This window comes from Ilumatobacter nonamiensis YM16-303 (assembly GCF_000350145.1).
GTDB lineage: Bacteria > Actinomycetota > Acidimicrobiia > Acidimicrobiales > Ilumatobacteraceae > Ilumatobacter_A > Ilumatobacter_A nonamiensis.
Genome location: NZ_BAOL01000054.1, coordinates 1 through 19,910, shown reverse-complemented (window position 1 = coordinate 19,910; position 19,910 = coordinate 1). Strand labels below are relative to the sequence as shown.

Sequence of the window (19,910 nt, the reverse complement as noted above, 5' to 3'; positions counted from 1 at the left end):
GGCGGAGCCCTCATTCGCTCGGCGCACGCGCGACGTGATGCGTCACGCCCGCTTCGACGACGATCTCGACCTCACCGTCCTTCACCGGCACCCCGATCCCCTCGACGTGGGACAACTGAGCGCCATCGGGAGTGAGTTCGACCTGCATCGTGGAGCCGTGGCGGTGGACCCGGAACCGGACTCCGCTCCACTGCGTCGGCAACCGCGGGGCGAACGACAAGGCGAGACCGTCCTCGATCATGCCGGCGAACCCGTGCACGATCGCCGCCCACACCCCGCCGCAGTTCGCGATGTGGACGCCGTCGCTCGTGTTCCCGTGCACGTCGCAGATGTCGAGATACAGCGCTCGCTCGAAGTAGTCGTGGGCGAGTTCGTCCCGGCCGACCTGCGCGGCCACGATGCCCTGCACGCACGCGGACAATGACGAGTCGCCCGTGGTGATCGGGTCGTAGAAGTCGAAGTTGCGGCGCTTCTGTTCGGCCGTGAAGTACGGCGAGCGGAGATACATCGCCAGCACCACATCGGCCTGTTTGAGCACCTGGTGGCGGTAGATGACCAGCGGATGGAAGTGCAGGAGGAGCGGGTACTTGTCGAGCCCGGTGCCCTTCCAGTCCCACGGCTCGAGGTCGAGGAACGCCGTGTCCTGGGGATGGATCTCGCTCCGCTCGTCGTAGGGGATGAACATCGCGTCGGCCGCCGCGTCCCAGTCGTCGAGCTCGCCGAGGCGGAGTCCGGTACGCCGTTGGAGCGACGCGAACGCCTCGGGGTTCCACTCGGCGAGGAAGCGCACGGTGCGCGCCGCGTAGCGCAGGTTGAAGCGCGCCATCACGTTCGTGTACAGGTTGTCGTTGACCACCGTCGTGTATTCGTCGGGACCGGTCACCCGGTGGATGTGGAACGACCCGCTGTTGTTGGTGGCGTAGAAGCCGAGGTCGTTCCAGAGTCGAGCGGTCTCGGTGAGGATCTCGGCGCCCTCGTCGGCCAGGAACTCGACGTCGCCGGTCGCGTCGAGGTAGCGGGCCAGCGCGAAGACCACGTCTGCATTGATGTGGTACTGGGCGGTACCTGCCGCGTAGTACGCCGATGCCTCTTCACCGTTGATCGTGCGCCAGGGGAAGAGCCCGCCTTCCTGATTCAGCTCGCGGGCCCGTCGGCGTGCAGCGTCGAGCATGTGCCACCGGAAGCGCAACAGCTTGCGCGCCGCGATCGGGTCGGTGTAGGCGAGGAACGGGACCACGTAGACCTCGGTGTCCCAGAAGTAGTGCCCGTCGTAGCCGCCGGCCGTGACACCCTTTGCGGCGATTCCCTGTTCTTGGGTCTTGATCGACGCCTGGGCGAGTTGGAACAGGTTCCACCGCATCGCCTGCTGTGCGGTGTCGTCGCCGGTGATCTCGATGTCGGCGCTCGCCCAGAATCGATCGAGGGTTCCCACCTGTTCGTTGCGGAGTTCATCGACCCCGGTGCGAACGGCTCGCCGAAGCGTGCGCGTACAGCGATCGGCGAGCTCCTCGCACGGCACGCCCGTCGAGGTGTGGTACGCCACGTACTTCGTGATCGTGATCGGCACGTTCGGCTCGCCGGCGATCTCGAACACGGTCTTCGCGAGGTCGTCTCCCAGTTCCGTCGTCGCGGCGAAGTGCGACGCGGTGTCGACGTGGTGGTGGTAGCCGCACGCGAGCGTCATTCCGCTGTTCACGCACGTGTAGCCGAGGATCACGTCGCCCGAGCCCTCGTCGTCGGTCGAGTCCTCGCGCGTGGTCGGTCGTAGAACGCGCTGCTCGAACTCGCTGGCCTTCCGCGGGTCGTGTTCGGGGTTTCCTTCGCCGAGAGCGGCGCCGACCACGTGGTATTCGTCCTCACCGTCCTGTCGGTTGAGGAGCTGGGACGAGATCACGACCGGCGCCGCTTCGTCGAGGAGCGTGACCTCGAACGTCATCACGGCGAGGTGGCGTTCGGCCATCGACACCATCCGTGTCGATCGCACGTGGATGCGCTTGCCGCCCGGCGTGCGCCAGAGGAGGTCGCGGGTGAGATAGCCGGTGCGGAAGTCGATCGAGCGTTCGTAGTGCTCCAGGTCGGCGTCGGCGAGGAGCAACGGTTCGTCGTCCACGTAGAGCTTGATCAATTTCGCGTCCGGCACGTTGACGATCGTCTGACCGACCTTCGCGAATCCGAACGCGTTCTCGGCGTGCTGGATCTCCCACGTCTCGTGGAAACCGTTGATGAACGTGCCGTGCGAGTGGGCGTCGCGCCCTTCCTCGGGGTTGGCGCGCATGCCGAGGTAGCCGTTGCCGACTCCGAAGAGCGTCTCGGTGTGTCCGAGGTCGTCGCTGTGGTACTCGGTCTCCACGAGCCGCCACGGCTCGACTGGGAACCGGTGCGACTCCAGACCGCTCGGCGGAGGAAGGTGATTCGACGCCACTACGCGATCCGCCCTGAGGGGAGGAGTTCCTCGAGGTCGTCCACGACGAAGGTGGCGCCGTGTTCGCGGAGGGTGTCGTGGCCGGCGCCGCGGTCGACGCCGATCGTGACGGCGAACGAGCCGTTGGCTCCTGCCGCCACGCCCGACACCGCGTCCTCGACGACCACGGTCCGGTGCGGATCGATGCCCAGACGCTCCGCACCCAGCAGGTAGCTGTCGGGTGCCGGCTTCCCGTTCAGGGCGAGATCGGCCGCGACGATGCCGTCGATCACGACGTCGAACCGACCATCGAGCCCTGCAGCGGTGAGCACCGGCTTCGCGTTCTTGGACGACGAGACGATCGCCGACGGAACGCCGGCATCAGCGAGCAGGTCGAGCGTCGACTGTGACCCGGGATAGGGCGCGATGCCGTCTCGATCGAGGATCTCGTTGAAGAGCGCGTTCTTGCGGTTGCCGAGTGCGCACACGGTGTCGTCCCCGGGGGCGTCGCCCGGGTCTCCCTCGGGGAGCGTGACGCCTCGGCTCTCGAGGAACGAGCGCACGCCGTCGTAGCGCGGCTTGCCGTCGATGTACGCGAGATAGTCGGCCTCGGTGTAGTCGTACGCAGAGAACAGTTCACCCCAGGCGTGTTCGTGGATTTTTGCGGTCGGGGTGATCACGCCGTCGAGGTCGAACAGCACGCCGGCATAGTCGGTCCAGCGGAAGTCGAGCGGCGTCGGGGGAGGGGTCGCCATCGGCCCGATGCTACGACACTGCGCTACGACGACCTCTGATTCCGCGATCGCGTCGCGCTCTCTCCGTCGTCGTGGCGGAGTCGTGGCAGGTCGACGATCAGCCGGCTGCTGCGATGACGGCGAGTGCCTTGTAGTCGAGCTTGCCGTTCGCTGCCCGACCGACGGATTCGATCTGCATCACGTGCTTCGGAGCCTTGTAGGCCGCCAGATGCGCCTTGACGTGGTTGCGGAGTGCGGTTTCGTCCAGCGCTGCCCCTGAAGTCAGTTCGACGAGCGCGTTGATCGCTTCGCCCCACTTCTCGTCGGGGAGTCCGAGCACCGCAGCATCCGCGACGTCGGGGTGCAGTTTCAGACACTCCTCGACCTCCTCCGGGTACACCTTCTCGCCACCGGTGTTGATGCACTGACTGCCGCGACCCTTGAGGTTGACGGTTCCGTCGGTGTCGACCGTGGCGTAGTCGCCGGGGATGGAGTAGCGGGCGCCGTCGATCATCACGAAGGTCTCCGCCGACTTGGTCTCGTCCTTGTAGTAGCCGATCGGCGTCCGCCCGCGGATCGCGACTCGTCCCAGCTCGTCGGATCCCGGAGTCACGTCGCGGCCTTCGTCGGTGATCACGCGCGTGTCCGGCCCCAGCTCGAAGCGTGCCGTGCCGGACTTCGCCGAGTCGGACGATTCCTTCGTCGTGGTGTTGGTCGCCATACCGATCGCCTCGGAGGAACCGAGCGAGTCGACCATGATCAATCGCGAGTTGTGTCGGAGTAGGCCGTCCTTGCTCTCCTTCGACCACATCACGCCTGATGACACGATGACGCGCAGCGAGCTGATGTCCCACCGGTCGGGTTCTGCGTCGAGGGCACGCAGGATCGGTTTCGCGAACGCATCGCCGACGATCGACGTGGAGTTGATGCCGTAGTGCTCGACGTCGTCGAGGAACTCCTCTGCGCTGAACGAGCGGCCCTGCATGGTGGTGATCGAACCACCGATCATCAGGTTGCTGACCGCGTTGAAGAAACCCGTTCCGTGCATCAACGGAGCGCTCGGCATGTTCCGAGGACCGGCCTTGGTGATGCGTGCGGTGGCGGCGTCGAGGTCCTGTTCCGGCGGCAGCCGCTTGCGGTTGTTGGCATCGAGCACGCCGAACAGATCGTCCTGACGCCACATGACGCCCTTCGGCATCCCGGTGGTCCCACCGGTGTACAGCAGCACCAAGTGGTCTCCCGACCGGCCCCACGAACCGGCGACCGACTCGCTCGTTCCCGCCGACGCAATCGCCTCGTACGGCGTCGCCCAACTCGGACAGTCACCCGACCCGTCGTCGACCCAGAACCACGTGGTGACGCGCGGAACCCGATCGCGCACCGCCTCGCACTGGTCGGCGAACGTGCCGTGGAAGACGACCGTCGTGACGTCGGCGTTGTCCCACAGGTAGACGAGTTCGTCGGCCGCGTAGCGATAGTTCGTGTTGACCACGGCCATTCCGGCCTTGAACGCGCCGAAAACCGACTCGAGATACTCGGGAGAGTTGTAGAGATACTGCGCGACCTTGTCCTGCTCGGCGGCGCCGTCGACCGCGAGCAACGCCGCGGCCACGCCGTTCGCTCGGCGGTCGAACTCGCTCCACGTCAGTTGGCGCTCACCCTGCTGTTGAGCCAGTGCGTCGGGGATCTCGGCTGCGATCGCTTCGAAGAGATCGGCCAGGTTCCATCCGGTGTCGTTCATCGGAAACGACCGTACTCAGTGCGGCGGACCCTCGCGTAGCCGGTCATAGGCAGCGGTGACGGGGGAGTGCTCGCTCATCGCACCCCACATCGACTCGATCCACCACGTCGCTCCGGCGTCGGCGTATGCGGCGGGCGAGTGCTCGGTCCATTGCCCTTCGACCACGATGTCGGCGTCCGGATTCGGGCCGGCTCCGATCGTCGCGCGCAGGTCGGCGACCTCGTGGAGATCGGCCTGGCGGGCGCCGCCCTCCACGTCAGGATCGAGCACCTGCGGGATCACGCCGTCCCACTTCAGCGCCCGACCCATCGACTTCGGGCGTCCCAGCGCTCCCACACACCAGATCGGCACGCGCGGAGCTTGAACGACATCGCCGATCGTCGGGAACTCGCTGGGTTGCACGGAGTAGTGCGTACCCGAGTACTCGAACGGTTGACCGTTCCACAGGCCGCACACGATGTCGAGGCATTCGTCCATCAACTCGGAGCGTTTGCGCTTGTCGCACTCCTCGCCGAACGTGTCGAAACCGGAGTCGACCGCCCCGAGCCCGACGCCGAGCGTGACCCGTCCGTTCGACAGACGGTCGACGGTCGCGACCTGACCGGCGAGCTCCCACGGGCGGCGTCGAGAGGGCGGCGTCAGCATCGTGCCGAGTCGGATCTTCGAGGTGCGGACCGCCGCGAGCGCGAGGGAGATCCACGCATCGACGCCCCACACCGGTTCCCAGACGAACAGCCCGTCCCACGATGCGCCCTCGGCTGCTTCGGCCAGATCGCCGATGTCGGCGGCGTCGCCCCACGGGACCACGAAGCCGTACTTCATGTTCCGACGGTACCTCACTCGGGCCGGTGGTGTGATCGGGCACCCGGTGCGAGGAGCGCGTCCTGTTGCCGCGACCCGTTCGGAGACGTGCGACCTCGCCGGAAGTCCAGCAAGGCGCCGGCCATTCAGGGGTGACCGAGATGGGGCGTCTCGCCGTTGCATCGGCTCGGCGATACTGAGATGGTGAGCCGCTCGAGTCCGTTGCTTCCCCGTCGCGAGGAGATGCAGCGGCTGGGTGTCGACGTGGATCGAGAACTCCACGCCGGCAAGCAGTCCCGCGTGTTCGCCGGGACGGTCAACGGCCACACGGCGGTCGTGAAGCTGACCGAGGCCCGGTTGGCGGACCGCGCAGCGCTCGCCGAGCGGATGGCGATGACCGAGTCGCTCGCTGATCTCACCGAGGTGGTGGCTGCTCCGATCCGGATCGATGACTCGTTGGTGAGCGCGGTCGGGGACTGGTGGCTGACGGCGACTCCGTTCGTTGCGGGCAGGCAGGCCGACATCGCTGTCACAGCCGATGCGTGGCTCCTCGGTCGCACGCTCGGCGAGCTTCACGCTGAGCTGGGCAGGCTCGGTGAGTGGCATCTGCCGCCCGTGGAAGCGCTCGTGGACGATCGCGGCGATCGGAGCCGGTGGCAGCTCCTGCATGGCGACTTCAGCGATCAGAACGTCATCGTGACCCCGAACGGCCCGAGGGTCTTCGACTTCGACGACTGCGGGTACGGACCGGTGCTCTACGACGTCGCGAACTCGTTGTACATGGTGTTGTTCGACGCTGAGGTGAACGCAGACGGCAGCCGCTACAGCGCTTTCCGTTCGCCGTTCCTCGATGGATACGCCGACGCCACCCGGCACGCGGTCGATCGTGTGGTCATCGACTCGCTCATCGGCTCCCGCATCGACGCTCTCGGCCGTTGGCTCGACGATCTCGAACGCGCGCCGATCGGGATACGAACATCGTCGCCGGAGTGGCTGAACGTCCTGCGGGCGTTCGTGGCAACGCACACCTCGACACCGACGCGAGGTCCGCGCTGATCCGGGCATCGGCAATTCCGATCGCCTGATCGAGCGCGGTCATACCGCTCGCGAGCGGGTTGTAGCTCGGAGCGGCGTGCGAGTTCCGGCGCACTTCTTGTGGTTGCTCGATTGCCACCGTGCCATTCATCGTTTATCGTCGATGATGCATGAAGTACCTCACGCAACCCGACGCAGACGAATACGCCTCCTGGTTCCGCTGTCTCGCCGACGGCACCCGCCTCCGAGTGCTTCACGTGGTTGCTTCGGCCGATCGGCCGGTCACCGTCGGCGAGATCGTCGAGCATCTCGACAAGAGCCAGTCCACGATCTCGCGTCACCTGAGCGTGCTCGCGAAAGAGCGGTTCGTGCTGATGGAACCGGACGGCGTGCGCACACTGGTTCGGGTCAATCGTGAGTGCATGAGCACGCTTCCGATGGCGGCGGCTGCGGTGATGGGAGCGAACACGACTGTGCGGTCGTCATGACCTCGACGATCATGCTGCTGGTCGAGTTGGTCGTGCTCTTCGTGGGTGTGTCGTTCCTCGTCGAGATTCTGCAACGACGATTCGGGCCCGAGCGCTTGCGGCGGTGGATGGGTGGCCGTCCCGTCGCTGCCGCACTCAAGGGCATCGTGATCGGCTTCATCACCCCGTTCTGCACGTACTCGGCGATCCCGCTTCTTGTGGGGATGCGCCGAGCTGGCGTGCCACCGGCCGGCTATGTCGCATTCATCTCCGCTGCTCCGGTGCTGGATCCGATCTTGTTCGGCGCACTGTGGCTGATTGTCGGTCCGACGGTCGCGGTGATCTACTTCGTGGTCACGTTCGTCGCTGCGCTCGCACTCGCGCTCACCGCCCAGCGGTTCGGCACCGAACGACAACTCAAGCCGGTGGCCGATCGCATACCAACGCCGGAACGGGTCGTGGTTGGGGTGCCCGACCTTGGTCTCTCGGCATCCGAGCCTGTCGAAGATCATCAATGCACCGAGAACGTCGTGGCGTGGCAGGGCTGGCGCACCGAAGCGCGCTCGGCACTTGCGTCGTCTCGCGCACTCCTCCGGTCGTTCGGTCCGTTGCTGCTGCTGGGCGTTGCCATCGGCATCGCGATCGAGGCAGTCGTCTCACCCGAGGCCGCAGCCCGGCTCACGACCGGGAGCCCCTGGCTTGCGATTCCGACCGCGTCGGCGCTCGGAACGCCGTTGTACTTCAGCACCGAGTTGTTCGTGCCGATCGCGAACTCGCTCCACACCGCAGGTGTCGGTGTCGGCGCCATCGTCGCGCTGACCATCGCCGGTGCCGGCGCGAACGTTCCCGAGTTCATCGTGTTGTCGAAAATGGCAGCCCACTCGGTGATCGCCGCCTTCTTCGCGTACGTGTTCGCAGTCGCAATGGTCGGCGGTCTGCTCGCCCACACCATCAGCGGTTGAGCCCGCCGACCCGCTCGGTAGTCACGACATCGCCCTCGGGTGCTGGCGATCACGAACGAGTGTGAGGCCGATGCCGATGAACCAGACGATCGACCCCAGCCCGAATACCATCTCGACCACTTCGAAGGCGGGCACGACGGTCACGACCCCGGCGATTGCGGTGACGATGCCGACGAGATTGAGCCAGCGAGGAAGACGATTGGTCAGATGGCCGGCGAGCGACACGAGGAGGATCCAGATGCCGCCGACGAGTTCATTGCCGCCGCCCAATCCGTTCGTGACGATGTCGATCGACGACCAGACGCTGATGGCTTGATCGGGGTCGGTGTCGGCGAGGTCGGCGACTGCTTCGATCCCGATGTTCGAGATCATGCCGGTCGCAAACATCAGCGCGGCCCAGATGGCAGCGAACACCATCGACGCATTGGCCAGCAGCGGTGTCTCGTCGGCGAGTCGCTTTCGCAGCGCCAGCCCGAGTGGGACGAGCGCTGCACCGAAGACGATGAAGATGCCGATGTACCAGGCGAGCAGTGAGCCCTGGTGGTCGACGAGAAAGTCGACCGAGTCCGAAGGTGTCGCATCGGGGTCGGTGTAGTCGGTGAACGTTGTTGCGAACATCGCGATGCCGTAGGCGAACGTGCCTGCGGCAAGCAACGCTGCCGCGCCACCGACGCGAGCCAACGTCCTGTCTGCCTTCTCCACGGCGGAAGCGGAGGTGGGTGGTGTGGTGATGGTCATGATTCCGTGCCCTTCTTGGGATTGGTTGTGGTGGAGCTGGGGTCCGGCCGTTCCGACCGGTTCGCCTCGACGCGGCGGAGACCGATGACCTCGGCGTTCATCGAGGTGAAGTGAGCGAGGAGCCCGTTGAGTTGCGATGCGTCGCGGATGTCGCCGACGAGTCGGGTGGTTCCGGCGTCGGTCGGTTCGATGACGAAGTCGTCGAGGGCGGGCCGCAGTAGTCGAGCGGTCGCTCGGCCACGGATCTCGATCTCGTAGCGGGTGAGTTCGGACATGTCTCGACGTTCCGACGGATCGGGGTGAGCCGGCATCGCTCGACACCCCTTCTCACCCGGGTGAGCCGGTCGGACCGGTTCGTCGCCATCGTGTCGGGGAGGGTCTCCTACGATTGGGCGATGACCGGTTCTTCTGTGACGGTCACGTCGACCAAGATCTCGCCCCCTCGGCCACCGAGTCGGTACTTGTCGCGCGCGCGTCTGATCGATGCGCTCGAAGCATCGGTGCAGTCAGGTCGAAGTGTCGTGTTGGTCAGCGCGCCGGCCGGGTCGGGCAAGTCGACGTTGGTCAATGGCTGGCTCGATGGCCGGGGCGGCGCGTCCGGGTGGCTGCAGATTGACGAGGGCGACGATGATCCATCGCGTTTCTGGTCAGGCGTGGCAGCGACCCTCGACGATGACGTTCCCGGGCTCGGTGATGCCGTTCGTGCTGCCACCAGCGACGGCCTCGACGCCGTCGTCACCACGGTGGTGAACGAGGTCGCGGGCATCGAGGTGTCGATCGTGCTCGTCGTCGACGACTACCACTTGGTGACGAACCCGGACGTGCACCGAAGCGTCGAGCAGCTGGTCGAGCGGCTGCCGCGGAACCTCGTCCTGGTGGTTTCGACGCGGGTCGATCCCCCGTTCCGCCTCGGTCGCCTCCGAGTGCGGGACCAGCTCACCGAAGTACGCGCCGACGATCTGCGCTTCGACCTCGACGAGGCTCGCTGGCTCCTCGATGCCGACATCGTCGGTCTGGGAAACGTCGCGGTCGATCGGCTTCTGCAACGAACCGAAGGGTGGGCGGCAGGTTTGGTGCTGGCCGCACTCTCGCTGCGCAAGAGCGCCGATGTCGATGCGTTCGTGGACTCGTTCCACGGCGATGATCAACTCGTTGCGGACTATCTCGCCGACGAGTTCCTCGAGACGCTGCTCGACGATCGCGATCGGCTCCTCGATGCCTCGGTGCTCGAACGCATGAGTGGCCCGCTGATCGATGAACTCACCGGTGGCGATGACGGTGCACGGTGGTTGCAGTCGATTGCTGCGTCGAACCAACTCGTGATCTCGCTCGACCGCAACGGCACCTGGTTCCGCTTCCACCACCTCCTACGCGACATGCTCCGACTCGAAGCCCAGCGCACTGCACCGGAGCGCGTCGCCGAGCTCCATCGGATCGCCGGCGACTGGCACGACCGCGCCGGGTCAGCGGACGAGGCGATCGAACACCTGCTGCAGGCCGGCGAGTCGGAGCGGGCCGCAGACCTCATCGCAGCGAACGCCACGCGCCTCCTCAACCGGGGCCAGACCTTCACCGTCACGCGGCTCCTCGACCGCCTCGGCGACACCGCACAACACCACGGCGGCGCGGCCACCGTGTGGGGCTGGATCTGTTTCGTGACGGGCCGCTTCGCCGAGGCGAAGACCTGGCTCGAGCGGGCTCGACCACTCGACACCGACGAAGACGACACCGGGTTGATCGAGGCGCTGGCGATCATGGTGCACACCGCCGACGGCGACATCACCTCGGCCCTCCGAGCCGCCGAGAACGGACCCCCGGCGGTGCATCCCACCCACGCGATGGTCCTCGGAGGAGTCCGCGCCCTCGCCGGGCTGTTCGACGAGGCAGCCCCGTTGCTCGACACGGCACGCGAGCTGGCCGAGGCGCGACCCGACTACTTCGCGCTGGCGGTCAACCCGCTCTACCAGGCGATCGCCGAGATCGAGCAAGGCCGCACGACGCGCGCTCACGAACTGGCAACCAACGCCCTCGCGTTCGCCGACACGCACCGCTTCCACAACGCAGCGCACATGGCGCTCGGACACAGCGTTCTCGCCCGCACCTGCGACGACAGGGCAACCGCCCTGGAGGCCGCTTCACGTGGCGTCGAACTGGCCCGCAGGTCACCGGAGAAGATCATGCTCGCGTACGCGCTCGCAGCTGCCGCCGATGCCGGTCTCGAGCACGGCGGACCCAGCGCCGACGATCATCTGTCCGAGGCTCGCTCGATCGTCGCAACCTGTGTCGACCCCGGCGTGGCAGGTACCTACCTCGGCCGAGTCGAAGCTCGTCACGGGCTCGCCGAGCGGCCGGCCGCCAATGCCGACCTCGTCGAAGAACTGTCCGATCGCGAACTGTCCGTTCTGCGATTCTTGCCATCCGGGTTGTCGCAGCGCGAGATCGCGGGCGAGTTGTACGTCTCGCTCAACACCGTCAAGACGCACTGCAAGGCGATCTACCGCAAGCTCGGCGTCGACGGCCGCCAGGCCGCCGTCCAAGTCGCGCGAGAGCGCGGCCTGACGTAGTTCGGACGCCGACGGATCCGAGACCGGGTGCCGCCAAGTGCCCGCGCTCGGCGACGCCGGCTACAGCGTCATCGTCCGGAACCAGCGCGGCGACGGCGACTCGTCAAACCCTCCGATGCCACGAACCGGGCGATCCTCACTTGGCTCGAATGGCCGAGCGACTCAGTCGCGGCGTGAGCGTTCCGCGAGCGCATCGAGGATGAGGTCGAGGCCGTACTCGAACTCGTCGCCGAAGTCGTACCCCGGCTGCATCGCTCGCTCGACAGCGAACTCGTGGAGCGCTGGGAAGGTCTCGGCCAACTCGTCGGTCACGATCTCAGCCGCGACCTCGGCCATCTCGTCACCCGGTTCCGGCAGCGCCGCCTCCTGGATCGCGAAGCCGAAGACGAACGCGTCGAGCGTCGCATAGGCGTGCCCCGTCATCGTGAGAGACAGGCCCCCACGGAGGCACGCGACGACTGCATCGTGATGACGCAGCGTCGCCGGACCTGGCGAACGGCGCGACTCCATCAGTGGCACCGCCCATGAATGCCGAGTCAGCACGTGGCGGGCAGACACACACCGGGCGCGAACGGCCGGCTTCCAGTCGAGCTCAGAGTCGGGGAGGTCGATCTCGGCGAACACGAGGTCGACGATGCCATCGAGGATCTCGTCCTTGCTCGGAACGTGGTGATAGATCGTCATCGGCTTGCTCTCGAGTGCGTCGGCGAGCCGCCGGATCGTCAAGTCGGTTGCTCCGATCTCGTCCGCGAGTTCGAGCGCCGCGGAGAGCACCCGTTGTCTCGTCATCGGTTGACGCTTCGTCTTCGCGGTCGCCACGTGGCTTGCCTACTTCCTCGATTCGTTCTTGACATCGTACAAAGTACGAGTATCGTTGTCCACCTGATCGTACATAGTACGAAACGTCACGAAGGAGAACCGATGGACACCACCACGAACCACACCACGACACCCGAGACAGCGTCAGCGACCGACAAGCGAGCGACCTCGATGACCGCAGTCGTCCGCCACCGCTACGGCGGACCGGAGTCGATCGAACTCGACCGCCTCGACGTACCGACACCGAAGAGCGGCCAGGTGGTCGTCGAGGTCGCAGCCTCGGCGATCGACCGCGGCGTCGTCCACCTCATGACCGGCCTCCCGCTGCTGATCCGCATCGCCGGCTTCGGTCTGTTCCGTCCGAAACAACCGGTGCTCGGCTCCGACGTGGCCGGCCGAGTCGTCGCTGTCGGCGCCGACGGCGGCCGATTCCAGGTCGGCGACGAAGTGATGGGCGTCGCCGACGGTGCCTTCGCGGAGTACGCCGTTGCGGACGTCGACAAGCTGGTCCTGCGACCGAGCAACGTGTCCGTCGAGGATGCGGCGGTCTCGACGATCTCGGGGATCACCGCACTGCAAGCGCTGACCGCAGTCGGTCGCGTGACACCCGGGCAGCGGGTGTTGGTGATCGGCGCCTCGGGCGGGGTCGGCAGCTTCGCCGTCCAGATCGCCACCGCACTCGGTGCGCAGGTCACCGGCGTCGCGAGCGCGAAGAATCTCGACAACGTCCGAACACTCGGTGCCGTCCACGCCGTCGATCACGGAATGACACCAATCGACGAGATCGGTTCCACGTTCGACCTCATCATCGACATCGCCGGCCGCAACCCACTCCGTCGACTGCGCCGCGCGCTCGCCCCGACAGGAACGCTCGTGATCGTCGGCGGTGAAGACGGCGGCACCATCACCGGTGGCACCGGTCGCAACGTTCGAGCGATCCTTCTGTCGATGTTCAGCCGTCAGCGGTTGACAGCGTTCATCTCCAAGGAGTCCACCGAGTTCATCGAACCGCTCGCCGAGATGCTCGCCGACGGAAGCATCGCACCACTGGTCGGGGCCCGCACCGACCTTGCCGGAGTCGCCGACGCGATCGCCACGTTCGACCAGCACGGCGTCGCCGGCAAGACACTCGTCCGCCTCGAAGGTGCCTGATGAGCCACGCTACGACTCGGAGTTCTTCGCTACGGCCGTCCAGAGGCCGAAGGAGACCCCGTTCAGGTCTGTGATCGATGCGAACAACGGGCCCACGGTTGAAGTTCAGTCCAACAGCACGTCGCCTCGACGGCCGGCGCGCTCGTAGTGGATGGGCATGACCTTGCCGTACAACTGGCGGCACCGCTCAGGGGTCGCCACCATGTCGGGCTGATCGACGTAGGAGAAGATGCCGACGTAGCGTGGGCGGGTTCCGCCGAGTGGAGTCACACGGTGCAGGCTGTGTCGACCCAGGAAGATCTGTAGATCGCCCGGCTGGAGTATCAGGGTGCGCACCCGGTCGGAGGTGCCGTCGAGAACGTGGGTGACCGCGTCGAAATGTTCATCGTCGGCGGTGCGGACGTTCGGCGCGTACTCGAACTCGCCGCCCTGCTCGGCGACTTGGATCGCAAGCGTCACGGTGTAGTCGTTGGTGTCGAAGTGCCACGGGAAGCCGGGGCCAGCACCGGCGCTGTTGATGATGACGTCGGCGAGCGGGTCGGCGTAGCGGTGGAACGGGTCGGCTTGGAGGCAGTCGCGGATGAAGCCGTCGAACCCCACCGTGTCGTAGATGCCGCGTAGCGGTCCGCCGGCGACCAAGCGGTCGGCCGCGACGAATGCGATCGACCGGTCGTAGAAGCGGCGCACCGGATGTCCCTTTGGCAACGCCTCGTCGTCTTGGCTGAAGTAGGCGTTGGTGCGGCTGGAGGAGCGATGGGCGTGGGGCGCGACCGCATCGGCCTCGGTCACGAGAGCGGTGACGCCCTCGGGGGTGAGAATGCTCTGGACGACGGCGCACCCGTCAGCCGCCAGCTCGGAGCGCATCCGCGACACGAGTGCCGCGTACTCGATGCTGTCGGGCCGGTCGATCGGGATCGTGTTGGCGTCGAGGTACGGGTTGCTGACACGCATCATCGGTTTGCTCCCATCGCACAGTAGCCCCGACTCGAACCTGTGGCTGCTGTACTGCCCACAGCCGAAGAGCCGCTGCTGAGCGTACTCAATCTCGGTCTCGGACCCGCTGCTCCACGGACGACCCGACGCCGAAGATGCTGTCCGATCGCCTTTCCGGCAGCGATGAGCGACGAGGTCGGCGCCGGTCGACGCGTCGTCATCCCGCGCCAATCAGGAGCAGGCCGCCGATCCCAGTCGTGCCGATCCGGTGCAGGTGCAGAGCGTTCATTCGTCACACGTTCTGAGTGGTGTAGCGGCCGGTCTCGGCCGCAACGGTCGGTTGTCGCGGAAAGCGGCCGGGGTGGTGCCGGTCCAGCGTTTGAAGGCGCGGGTGAACGCGGTCTGGTCGGAGAACCCGGTCAGAAAGGCGATGTCCGCGAGCGAGTGGCCCGTGGCCGTCAGGAGCGATTCGGCGGCGTCGCGGCGGGCTCGTGTGGCGATCTCCTGGAAGGTCTCGTCGTGATCGGCGAGCTGACGATGGAGCGTCCGTTCGCTGACTGCGAGTCGCCGAGCGATCTGGGACTTGCTGGGTTGCCCGTCGGGGAGTGAGTCGGCGATCGCGGCGCGGACGTCGTCGACGATCGAACGGCGCGCCTTGCGGGCGGTGAGGTCCTCGAGTTGCGACAGGAGGTAGGAGGAGAGGCCGTCGTCGGCGAGTAGTGCTCGGTGAGCGAGATCTCTCTCGCTGACGTGGATGCCGTTGACGGCGGCCTCGAAGCGCATCGGGCAGCCGAAGAAGTCGACGTGGTGGCGATCGGTGCCGGGAGCGGCGTGTTGGAACTCCACGAGTGTCGGTTCGAGCCTGACCCCGCCGATCACCCTGAGAACGGAAGTTGCTGCCGCGAGCGCGCATTCGTTGGCGATCGCGGCACCGAGGCGGTGGTGAGGGCGACCCACGAGCGCGAAGATGCAGCCATCGGCCTGGTCGATGAGCTCGTAGCGGAGCGTGTCGCTGAGCACGAGCACGTACCGGGCCAGTCGTTCCAGCGCGGCTCGCAGAGTGGGGGCGGTCTTGATGACCAGGCCGAGCGCACCGAGATCGTCTGGGTGCAGCGCCTGCGCGTAGCGGAACGGGAACCCCGGATCGTCGGCCCCCGCGATGCGTTCGAGCAGGCCGTAGTAGATCTCCTCGTCGATCGAGTCACCGGCCCAGTCGACACCGGTCGGACCAGATGACAGCCCGACGCTTGCGAGCAGCCCCTCACGCGGGTGTCGCTCGTCGGCGACGTCGATCATGCGACGTACGACCGGCGTGCCCACCGAACCCATGGTCCGGTTCTACCACGACGCCGCAGTGTCCTGATCGGTCAACGAGTTGGCCGACGAGGCCAAGACCGGTGGCGGGGTGCATCCGTACGGTCGTTGACACCGCCGATCTCCCGAAAGGACACACCATGAATGCCGTCACCTCGACGACTACTGCTTCCACTGCCACCACGACGACACCTCGGGCGTCGAGGCTCGCCCGGCGGACCGGCCTCGCCTACCTGGGGATCATCGCCACGGGGATCTTCGCTGAGTTCGCGGTGCGTGGCTCGCTGATCGTCGACGACGATCCGGTCGCAACGGCAGAGAACATTGCTGCGTCGCCGCGCCTGTTCGGCGTCGGCATCGGCGCCGACGTCGTGATGATCGCGCTCGACGTCGTCGTGGCGATCGGTCTGCTCGGGCTATTGCGCCACGTCAGCCGACGTATCGCCGCCACGGCCACCGTGCTCCGCCTGATCCAGGGAGCCGTGATTGCCGTCAACCTGATCAACCTGACCAGGGCGCTGGGGTTCGCAAGCGACGCCGTCGATGCCAACGGCACCGTTCTCGCCGGTCCGGCCCAGGACGCGCTCGACGCGGTCGAGCGCCACGCCCTCGGCTACGACACCGGCCTCATCGCATTCGGGCTCAGCTGCCTCGTTGTCGCATGGCTCCTCGCCGCCGGCCGTCTGGTCCCGCGACTGCTCGCGTACGGCCTGGCAGCCACCGGTGTCATCTACCTGACCGGGTCGTTCGCTGCACTGTTCGCGCCGAGCGCCAGCTCGGTCATCGAACCGTTCTATGCGATCTGCCTCGTCGTCGAACTCGCCTTCGCGATCCGTCTCGTCACCCGAGGGCTCGACGTCCCGACCCATGCCCCCACACGCCGACCCGTCACGGTCGCCGCCTGAATCAGAAAGCGCACCGCCATGCACACCACCCAGAAACACTCCACGAAGCAGACCCTTCGCGGCCAGTCATTCGAGACCAGCGAGCACGAGGAACGGAGCGAGCGGTCGATGACAGCCATTGTCCAGGACCGGTACGGCTCCGCTGACGTCCTCGAAGTCCGCGAGATCCCCCGACCCGACATCGGAGACCACGACGTACTCGTGCGAGTCGCCGCAGCTGGTGTCGACCGAGGCGTGTGGCACCTCGTGACCGGACGACCCGCTGTCACCCGGCTTGCGTTCGGACTCCGACGCCCCCGCAACCCGGTTCCCGGCCTCGACGTCGCGGGCCTCGTCGACACCGTCGGCGCAGGTGTGACCCGCTTCACCGAAGGCGACGTCGTCTTCGGCACCGGACATGGCACCTTCGCGCAGTACACACGCGCCGATGAGGATCGCCTCGCAGGCATCCCGACGAACGTCACGATGACCGAGGCCGGCGTGCTCGCCGTCACGGGATCGACCGCGCTCCAAGCCGTCGAAGACCACGGACGGGTTCGCCCCGGTGACCGGGTCCTCGTCCTCGGCGCCTCCGGCGGGGTCGGCACCTACGCCGTCCAGATCGCCTACGCCGTCGGCGGCATCGTCACCGGAGTCGCCAGCAGCGACAAGCTCGACCTCGTCCGGCGGCTCGGCGCCAGCGGGGTCATCGACTACCGCGCCGACGACCCCCTCGCCGAGCCGGGCCGGTACGACGTCATCATCGACACCGGCGGCAACCGACGCCTCCGCGACCTCCGCCGAGCACTCACCCCGACCGGAACACTCGTCATCGTCGGCGGTGAGAACGGCGGCCGCTGGCTCGGCGGCACCGATCGCCAGATCCGAGCAAAGCTCACCTCGCTGGTCACCCGCCAACGGCTCACCACGTTCGTCGCCAGCGAAGACGCCATCCACCTCGAACGCCTCGCCGACCTCGTCGAGACCGGACACGTCACCCCCGTCGTCGACTGCAGCTACCCACTCGCCCAAACAGCCGACGCCATCGCCCACCTCGAAAGCGGACTGACCCGCGGCAAGGTCGCCATCACCACCGACCGAACGGAGTCGCGATGAACCGCCCCGAACCGACCCGATCGACACGGCACGACCACACCCGGCGGTGTGCTGCAACTTCGAGTTGGCGTCGAGGTCGACGACTTCGACGCCGCCATCGCGTTCTGCCGAGGAGTTCCTGGTCGACACCGGCGACGACGCCCGAGTGGTCGCCCTCCAAGCCGGACGAGCAACCCTCGAACTCGTGACGCGGCTACCCTTCACATGGCGTCAAACAATCCGCACCCACAGAGCAACTGTCGTTCGGCCTCGGTCATCCGTGCGAGCTGATGTGCCGCACCTCGCCGCTCACCGTCGTGCCGAACGCGAGCGGGTGAACGGGCAAAGTCGGCGCGGGAATATCGGGCACTCTGGTGGTTCAGATGTCGATCGGGGCGACCGGCGTCGCTTGGTGGAGCAGTATCCGACATCGACCGTCCTCGCGGATCCAGATCGAGCTTCTCCACGCCTCGCGCCCATCGCGAGAGCTGCGGTAGGTAACGAGCGCGACGTTGTCGGCAAGCTCAGAGGCAGTGAGGTCGAACGTTGCGATGCGGCTTGCGCCACCCTCGGTACTCAGTTCGTTGACGATCTCGTCGCGGGTCCACCGACGCCCCGAGGATCCGTACTCGATGAAGTCCTCATGGAGTAGCTCGGCGACCAAGGAGGGCTGCGATCGAACCTTCCGATCGAGCAGACGGACCTCGAGCCGACATGCCTCCTCTGTCAGATCCGAGCCCACATCCCGATTGTCGCACGACAGGCATGACGTGTCCGCCGATCTCGCGCACTGGAACGCTCGCAGTCGTGCCGCTACGAGCGGGTTGCTGGCATCATCGCTGGTGTTGTTCCGGGCGGGTCACGCCCCAGTCATGGTCAGCTTCGCGACTCGTTGTTGAGTCCTGCGTTGATTGCGCTGCGCAGGCTCAGACCGACCATGATCCAGGTGGCGGTTTCCGTTGCGCTCGACCGACCCGAGGCGACGAGATTCGACCGGGGATCGTAAACTCGGTGCATGCCGAGAGGTGCTGTGACGCAAGCTGTGGTACGAGGTGTCGTCGCCGCTGCGACGATCTTCGTCGTCTGGATTGCTGTCGACGCATTCCTCGACTCCGTCGTCTTCGACGACCAAGTCGAGATCAACTGGGGGCTGGCGATGATCATTTCCATTGCCCTCGGATCCATATTCGGGTCGATCGCCCAGCGCCGTCCTGGTGCGGATGGCCACCCGAAGAAGCGCCGTTCCTGAGTGTTCTGCCCGGCTGCGACGGAATTGAGTTCTGAGCGGCGTCGCTCTGCAACTCAAGGATGCGCGTCAATGATCAGTTGACGTTTCGACGGTGTCAAGACACTATTGACGCATGAGATCGAAGCGAGCTCTCCAGACGACTGGCACGGGCGTTTTCTTGGCTGGCCTGGTCACTTTCGTCCTGAGCAGACTCATCACCGATGGCTTTGTCCACGGGCTCTTCCAGGGCATGACCATCGCGCTCATGGTCGGTGCCGCGTATTTGTTCGGGGCGCAGTGGAGGCATGGACGGAACGAAGGCGGTGCAGAGCAAAACCCAGAGGCGTTGTGGCTCCCAAGCCGGGACGAGGATCGCGAATGAACCCGCCCAACGGGGACACGCTCTCGGACGCCCTCGGTCGGGCAGTTCTCGACGGAGGCCCCGACGAGGCGACGCTCGATCCTGACCGTCCGGACGACCATCTCGCGATCGTCGCCCGCGCCGCGATTGCCGAGCAGAGCGGCCGCGAGCTGTTGCGCCAGTCGGTCTCGGCTGCGCGCAGCAGCGGACACAGCTGGGCGGCCATCGGCGCAGTCTTGCGTCTCAGCCGCCAAGCCACGCAACAGCGCTTCGGTGCAGCCAAAGAACTCGACGAGGGTCCGGAATACCGATGGCTCGGCCCGGTAACCGCCCTCGACGAGATGCACGAACTCGAACTGGCGGGCCGGCTCGGATGGCGAACGATCGGGGCCGGGATGCTCAAGCACCGGATGGAGCGCACCGACACCCAATGGGAGCATCGTCGCGTCGTATGGAGCCGACCAGCCGGCTCATACGAGGCTGACGGATGGGTCGTGGCCGTACGGGCTTTCCCATGGCTCTACCTCGTCCGAGACCTCCAGACCGCTCCGGAGAACTGATCCCTCGCACATGCGACGAGCAGGGTCAGACCTGCAGTCGGGTTGCGTCGCAGGCAGCGCAACTATGAGCGGGTTCGGCCGATCATCCGTGCCGCTACGAGCGGTCCGAAGCCGGCTCCGA

Annotated in this window: 19 protein-coding genes; 9 read left to right on the top strand and 10 right to left on the bottom strand. The window is 66.4% G+C overall.

Annotation, left to right across the window (positions count from 1 at the left end; all coding sequences use genetic code 11):
* Positions 1–10: 10 nt before the first annotated feature.
* From ON45_RS06545 to ON45_RS06530, 4 genes are all read right to left on the bottom strand, one after another.
* Complete coding sequence (locus tag ON45_RS06545) at positions 11–2,350, bottom strand: glycoside hydrolase family 65 protein (RefSeq protein ID WP_241432160.1); 2,340 nt, start codon at positions 2,348–2,350, stop codon at positions 11–13.
* 71 nt (positions 2,351–2,421) lie between these two features.
* Positions 2,422–3,156, bottom strand: coding sequence for an HAD family hydrolase (locus tag ON45_RS06540; RefSeq protein ID WP_040492832.1), 735 nt, complete (start codon positions 3,154–3,156; stop codon positions 2,422–2,424).
* A gap of 97 nt (positions 3,157–3,253) precedes the next feature.
* A complete protein-coding gene (locus ON45_RS06535; protein WP_040492831.1) occupies positions 3,254–4,876 on the bottom strand; it encodes an AMP-binding protein in 1,623 nt (540 codons plus the stop codon).
* A gap of 15 nt (positions 4,877–4,891) precedes the next feature.
* A complete protein-coding gene (locus tag ON45_RS06530; RefSeq protein WP_040492830.1) occupies positions 4,892–5,698 on the bottom strand; it encodes an LLM class flavin-dependent oxidoreductase in 807 nt (268 codons plus the stop codon).
* A 183-nt stretch (positions 5,699–5,881) separates the two neighbouring features.
* Between ON45_RS06530 and ON45_RS06525 the strand changes: the two genes are divergently transcribed.
* The 3 genes from ON45_RS06525 to ON45_RS06515 all read left to right on the top strand — a co-directional run bounded on the left by ON45_RS06525 (position 5,882) and on the right by ON45_RS06515 (position 8,141).
* Positions 5,882–6,733 (top strand): phosphotransferase enzyme family protein, encoded by an 852-nt coding sequence (locus ON45_RS06525; RefSeq protein ID WP_158412245.1) that lies wholly within the window; start codon positions 5,882–5,884, stop codon positions 6,731–6,733.
* 149 nt (positions 6,734–6,882) lie between these two features.
* Entirely contained in the window at positions 6,883–7,200 is a 318-nt protein-coding gene (locus tag ON45_RS06520; RefSeq protein ID WP_040492828.1) for an ArsR/SmtB family transcription factor, read from the top strand.
* A complete protein-coding gene (locus tag ON45_RS06515) occupies positions 7,197–8,141 on the top strand; it encodes a permease (RefSeq protein ID WP_040492827.1) in 945 nt (314 codons plus the stop codon). Before ON45_RS06520 ends, ON45_RS06515 begins: the two co-directional genes overlap by 4 nt.
* 21 nt (positions 8,142–8,162) lie before the next feature.
* Here the strand turns inward: ON45_RS06515 and ON45_RS06510 are convergent, their stop codons facing one another.
* Positions 8,163–8,879: a DUF4386 family protein gene (locus ON45_RS06510; RefSeq protein WP_083914508.1), complete on the bottom strand. Its 717-nt coding sequence runs from the start codon at positions 8,877–8,879 to the stop codon at positions 8,163–8,165.
* On the bottom strand, positions 8,876–9,154 hold the full coding sequence (locus tag ON45_RS06505; RefSeq protein WP_148288557.1) for a DUF8691 family protein: 279 nt from the start codon (positions 9,152–9,154) through the stop codon (positions 8,876–8,878). Before ON45_RS06505 ends, ON45_RS06510 begins: the two co-directional genes overlap by 4 nt.
* A gap of 120 nt (positions 9,155–9,274) precedes the next feature.
* Between ON45_RS06505 and ON45_RS06500 the strand changes: the two genes are divergently transcribed.
* A complete protein-coding gene (locus tag ON45_RS06500; protein ID WP_148288556.1) occupies positions 9,275–11,443 on the top strand; it encodes a winged helix-turn-helix domain-containing protein in 2,169 nt (722 codons plus the stop codon).
* A gap of 162 nt (positions 11,444–11,605) precedes the next feature.
* Here ON45_RS06500 and ON45_RS06495 read toward each other — a convergent pair whose 3' ends face one another.
* Positions 11,606–12,232, bottom strand: a complete 627-nt coding sequence (locus ON45_RS06495) for a TetR/AcrR family transcriptional regulator (RefSeq protein ID WP_040492859.1) — start codon at positions 12,230–12,232, stop codon at positions 11,606–11,608.
* A gap of 132 nt (positions 12,233–12,364) precedes the next feature.
* On the opposite strand from ON45_RS06495, the gene ON45_RS06490 reads away from it, so the two are divergent.
* Positions 12,365–13,414, top strand: a complete 1,050-nt coding sequence (locus ON45_RS06490; protein WP_085946513.1) for an NAD(P)-dependent alcohol dehydrogenase — start codon at positions 12,365–12,367, stop codon at positions 13,412–13,414.
* A 105-nt stretch (positions 13,415–13,519) separates the two neighbouring features.
* Here ON45_RS06490 and ON45_RS06485 read toward each other — a convergent pair whose 3' ends face one another.
* Together ON45_RS06485 and ON45_RS06480 are read right to left on the bottom strand one after the other, a co-directional pair.
* On the bottom strand, positions 13,520–14,368 hold the full coding sequence (locus ON45_RS06485; protein WP_040492824.1) for a HalD/BesD family halogenase: 849 nt from the start codon (positions 14,366–14,368) through the stop codon (positions 13,520–13,522).
* Between the two features lie 264 nt (positions 14,369–14,632).
* On the bottom strand, positions 14,633–15,676 hold the full coding sequence (locus tag ON45_RS06480) for an AraC family transcriptional regulator (RefSeq protein WP_051062614.1): 1,044 nt from the start codon (positions 15,674–15,676) through the stop codon (positions 14,633–14,635).
* A gap of 125 nt (positions 15,677–15,801) precedes the next feature.
* Here ON45_RS06480 and ON45_RS06475 point away from each other — a divergent pair, with 125 nt between their 5' ends.
* Both ON45_RS06475 and ON45_RS06470 read left to right on the top strand, forming a co-directional pair.
* Positions 15,802–16,566, top strand: a complete 765-nt coding sequence (locus ON45_RS06475; RefSeq protein WP_051062613.1) for a DUF4386 domain-containing protein — start codon at positions 15,802–15,804, stop codon at positions 16,564–16,566.
* A 108-nt stretch (positions 16,567–16,674) separates the two neighbouring features.
* Positions 16,675–17,661, top strand: a complete 987-nt coding sequence (locus tag ON45_RS06470) for an NAD(P)-dependent alcohol dehydrogenase (RefSeq protein ID WP_040492855.1) — start codon at positions 16,675–16,677, stop codon at positions 17,659–17,661.
* Between the two features lie 358 nt (positions 17,662–18,019).
* On the opposite strand, the gene ON45_RS06460 is transcribed toward ON45_RS06470, so the two are convergent.
* Positions 18,020–18,382 carry a nuclear transport factor 2 family protein gene (locus ON45_RS06460; RefSeq protein WP_051062612.1) on the bottom strand — a complete coding sequence of 121 codons (363 nt, stop codon included), beginning with the start codon at positions 18,380–18,382 and terminating at the stop codon, positions 18,020–18,022.
* Positions 18,383–18,655: 273 nt separating this feature from the next.
* Here ON45_RS06460 and ON45_RS06455 point away from each other — a divergent pair, with 273 nt between their 5' ends.
* Together ON45_RS06455 and ON45_RS06445 are read left to right on the top strand one after the other, a co-directional pair.
* Entirely contained in the window at positions 18,656–18,889 is a 234-nt protein-coding gene (locus ON45_RS06455; RefSeq protein WP_148288555.1) for a hypothetical protein, read from the top strand.
* A 357-nt stretch (positions 18,890–19,246) separates the two neighbouring features.
* Positions 19,247–19,789: a hypothetical protein gene (locus ON45_RS06445; protein ID WP_040492820.1), complete on the top strand. Its 543-nt coding sequence runs from the start codon at positions 19,247–19,249 to the stop codon at positions 19,787–19,789.
* Positions 19,790–19,910: the final 121 nt, after the last annotated feature.

Bases quoted from the DNA above. Each gene is read 5' to 3' on its own strand.
- ON45_RS06530 (WP_040492830.1), bottom strand. From the start codon at position 5,698: ATGAAGTACGGCTTCGTGGTCCCGTGGGGCGACGCCGCCGACATCGGC.
- ON45_RS06445 (WP_040492820.1), top strand. From the start codon at position 19,247: ATGAACCCGCCCAACGGGGACACGCTCTCGGACGCCCTCGGTCGGGCA.
- ON45_RS06535 (WP_040492831.1), bottom strand. From the start codon at position 4,876: ATGAACGACACCGGATGGAACCTGGCCGATCTCTTCGAAGCGATCGCA.
- ON45_RS06505 (WP_148288557.1), bottom strand. From the start codon at position 9,154: ATGTCCGAACTCACCCGCTACGAGATCGAGATCCGTGGCCGAGCGACC.
- ON45_RS06480 (WP_051062614.1), bottom strand. From the start codon at position 15,676: ATGGGTTCGGTGGGCACGCCGGTCGTACGTCGCATGATCGACGTCGCC.
- ON45_RS06515 (WP_040492827.1), top strand. From the start codon at position 7,197: ATGACCTCGACGATCATGCTGCTGGTCGAGTTGGTCGTGCTCTTCGTG.
- ON45_RS06485 (WP_040492824.1), bottom strand. From the start codon at position 14,368: ATGATGCGTGTCAGCAACCCGTACCTCGACGCCAACACGATCCCGATC.
- ON45_RS06455 (WP_148288555.1), top strand. From the start codon at position 18,656: ATGCCGAGAGGTGCTGTGACGCAAGCTGTGGTACGAGGTGTCGTCGCC.
- ON45_RS06510 (WP_083914508.1), bottom strand. From the start codon at position 8,879: ATGACCATCACCACACCACCCACCTCCGCTTCCGCCGTGGAGAAGGCA.
- ON45_RS06500 (WP_148288556.1), top strand. From the start codon at position 9,275: ATGACCGGTTCTTCTGTGACGGTCACGTCGACCAAGATCTCGCCCCCT.
- ON45_RS06495 (WP_040492859.1), bottom strand. From the start codon at position 12,232: ATGACGAGACAACGGGTGCTCTCCGCGGCGCTCGAACTCGCGGACGAG.
- ON45_RS06520 (WP_040492828.1), top strand. From the start codon at position 6,883: ATGAAGTACCTCACGCAACCCGACGCAGACGAATACGCCTCCTGGTTC.
- ON45_RS06475 (WP_051062613.1), top strand. From the start codon at position 15,802: ATGAATGCCGTCACCTCGACGACTACTGCTTCCACTGCCACCACGACG.
- ON45_RS06490 (WP_085946513.1), top strand. From the start codon at position 12,365: ATGGACACCACCACGAACCACACCACGACACCCGAGACAGCGTCAGCG.
- ON45_RS06470 (WP_040492855.1), top strand. From the start codon at position 16,675: ATGACAGCCATTGTCCAGGACCGGTACGGCTCCGCTGACGTCCTCGAA.
- ON45_RS06540 (WP_040492832.1), bottom strand. From the start codon at position 3,156: ATGGCGACCCCTCCCCCGACGCCGCTCGACTTCCGCTGGACCGACTAT.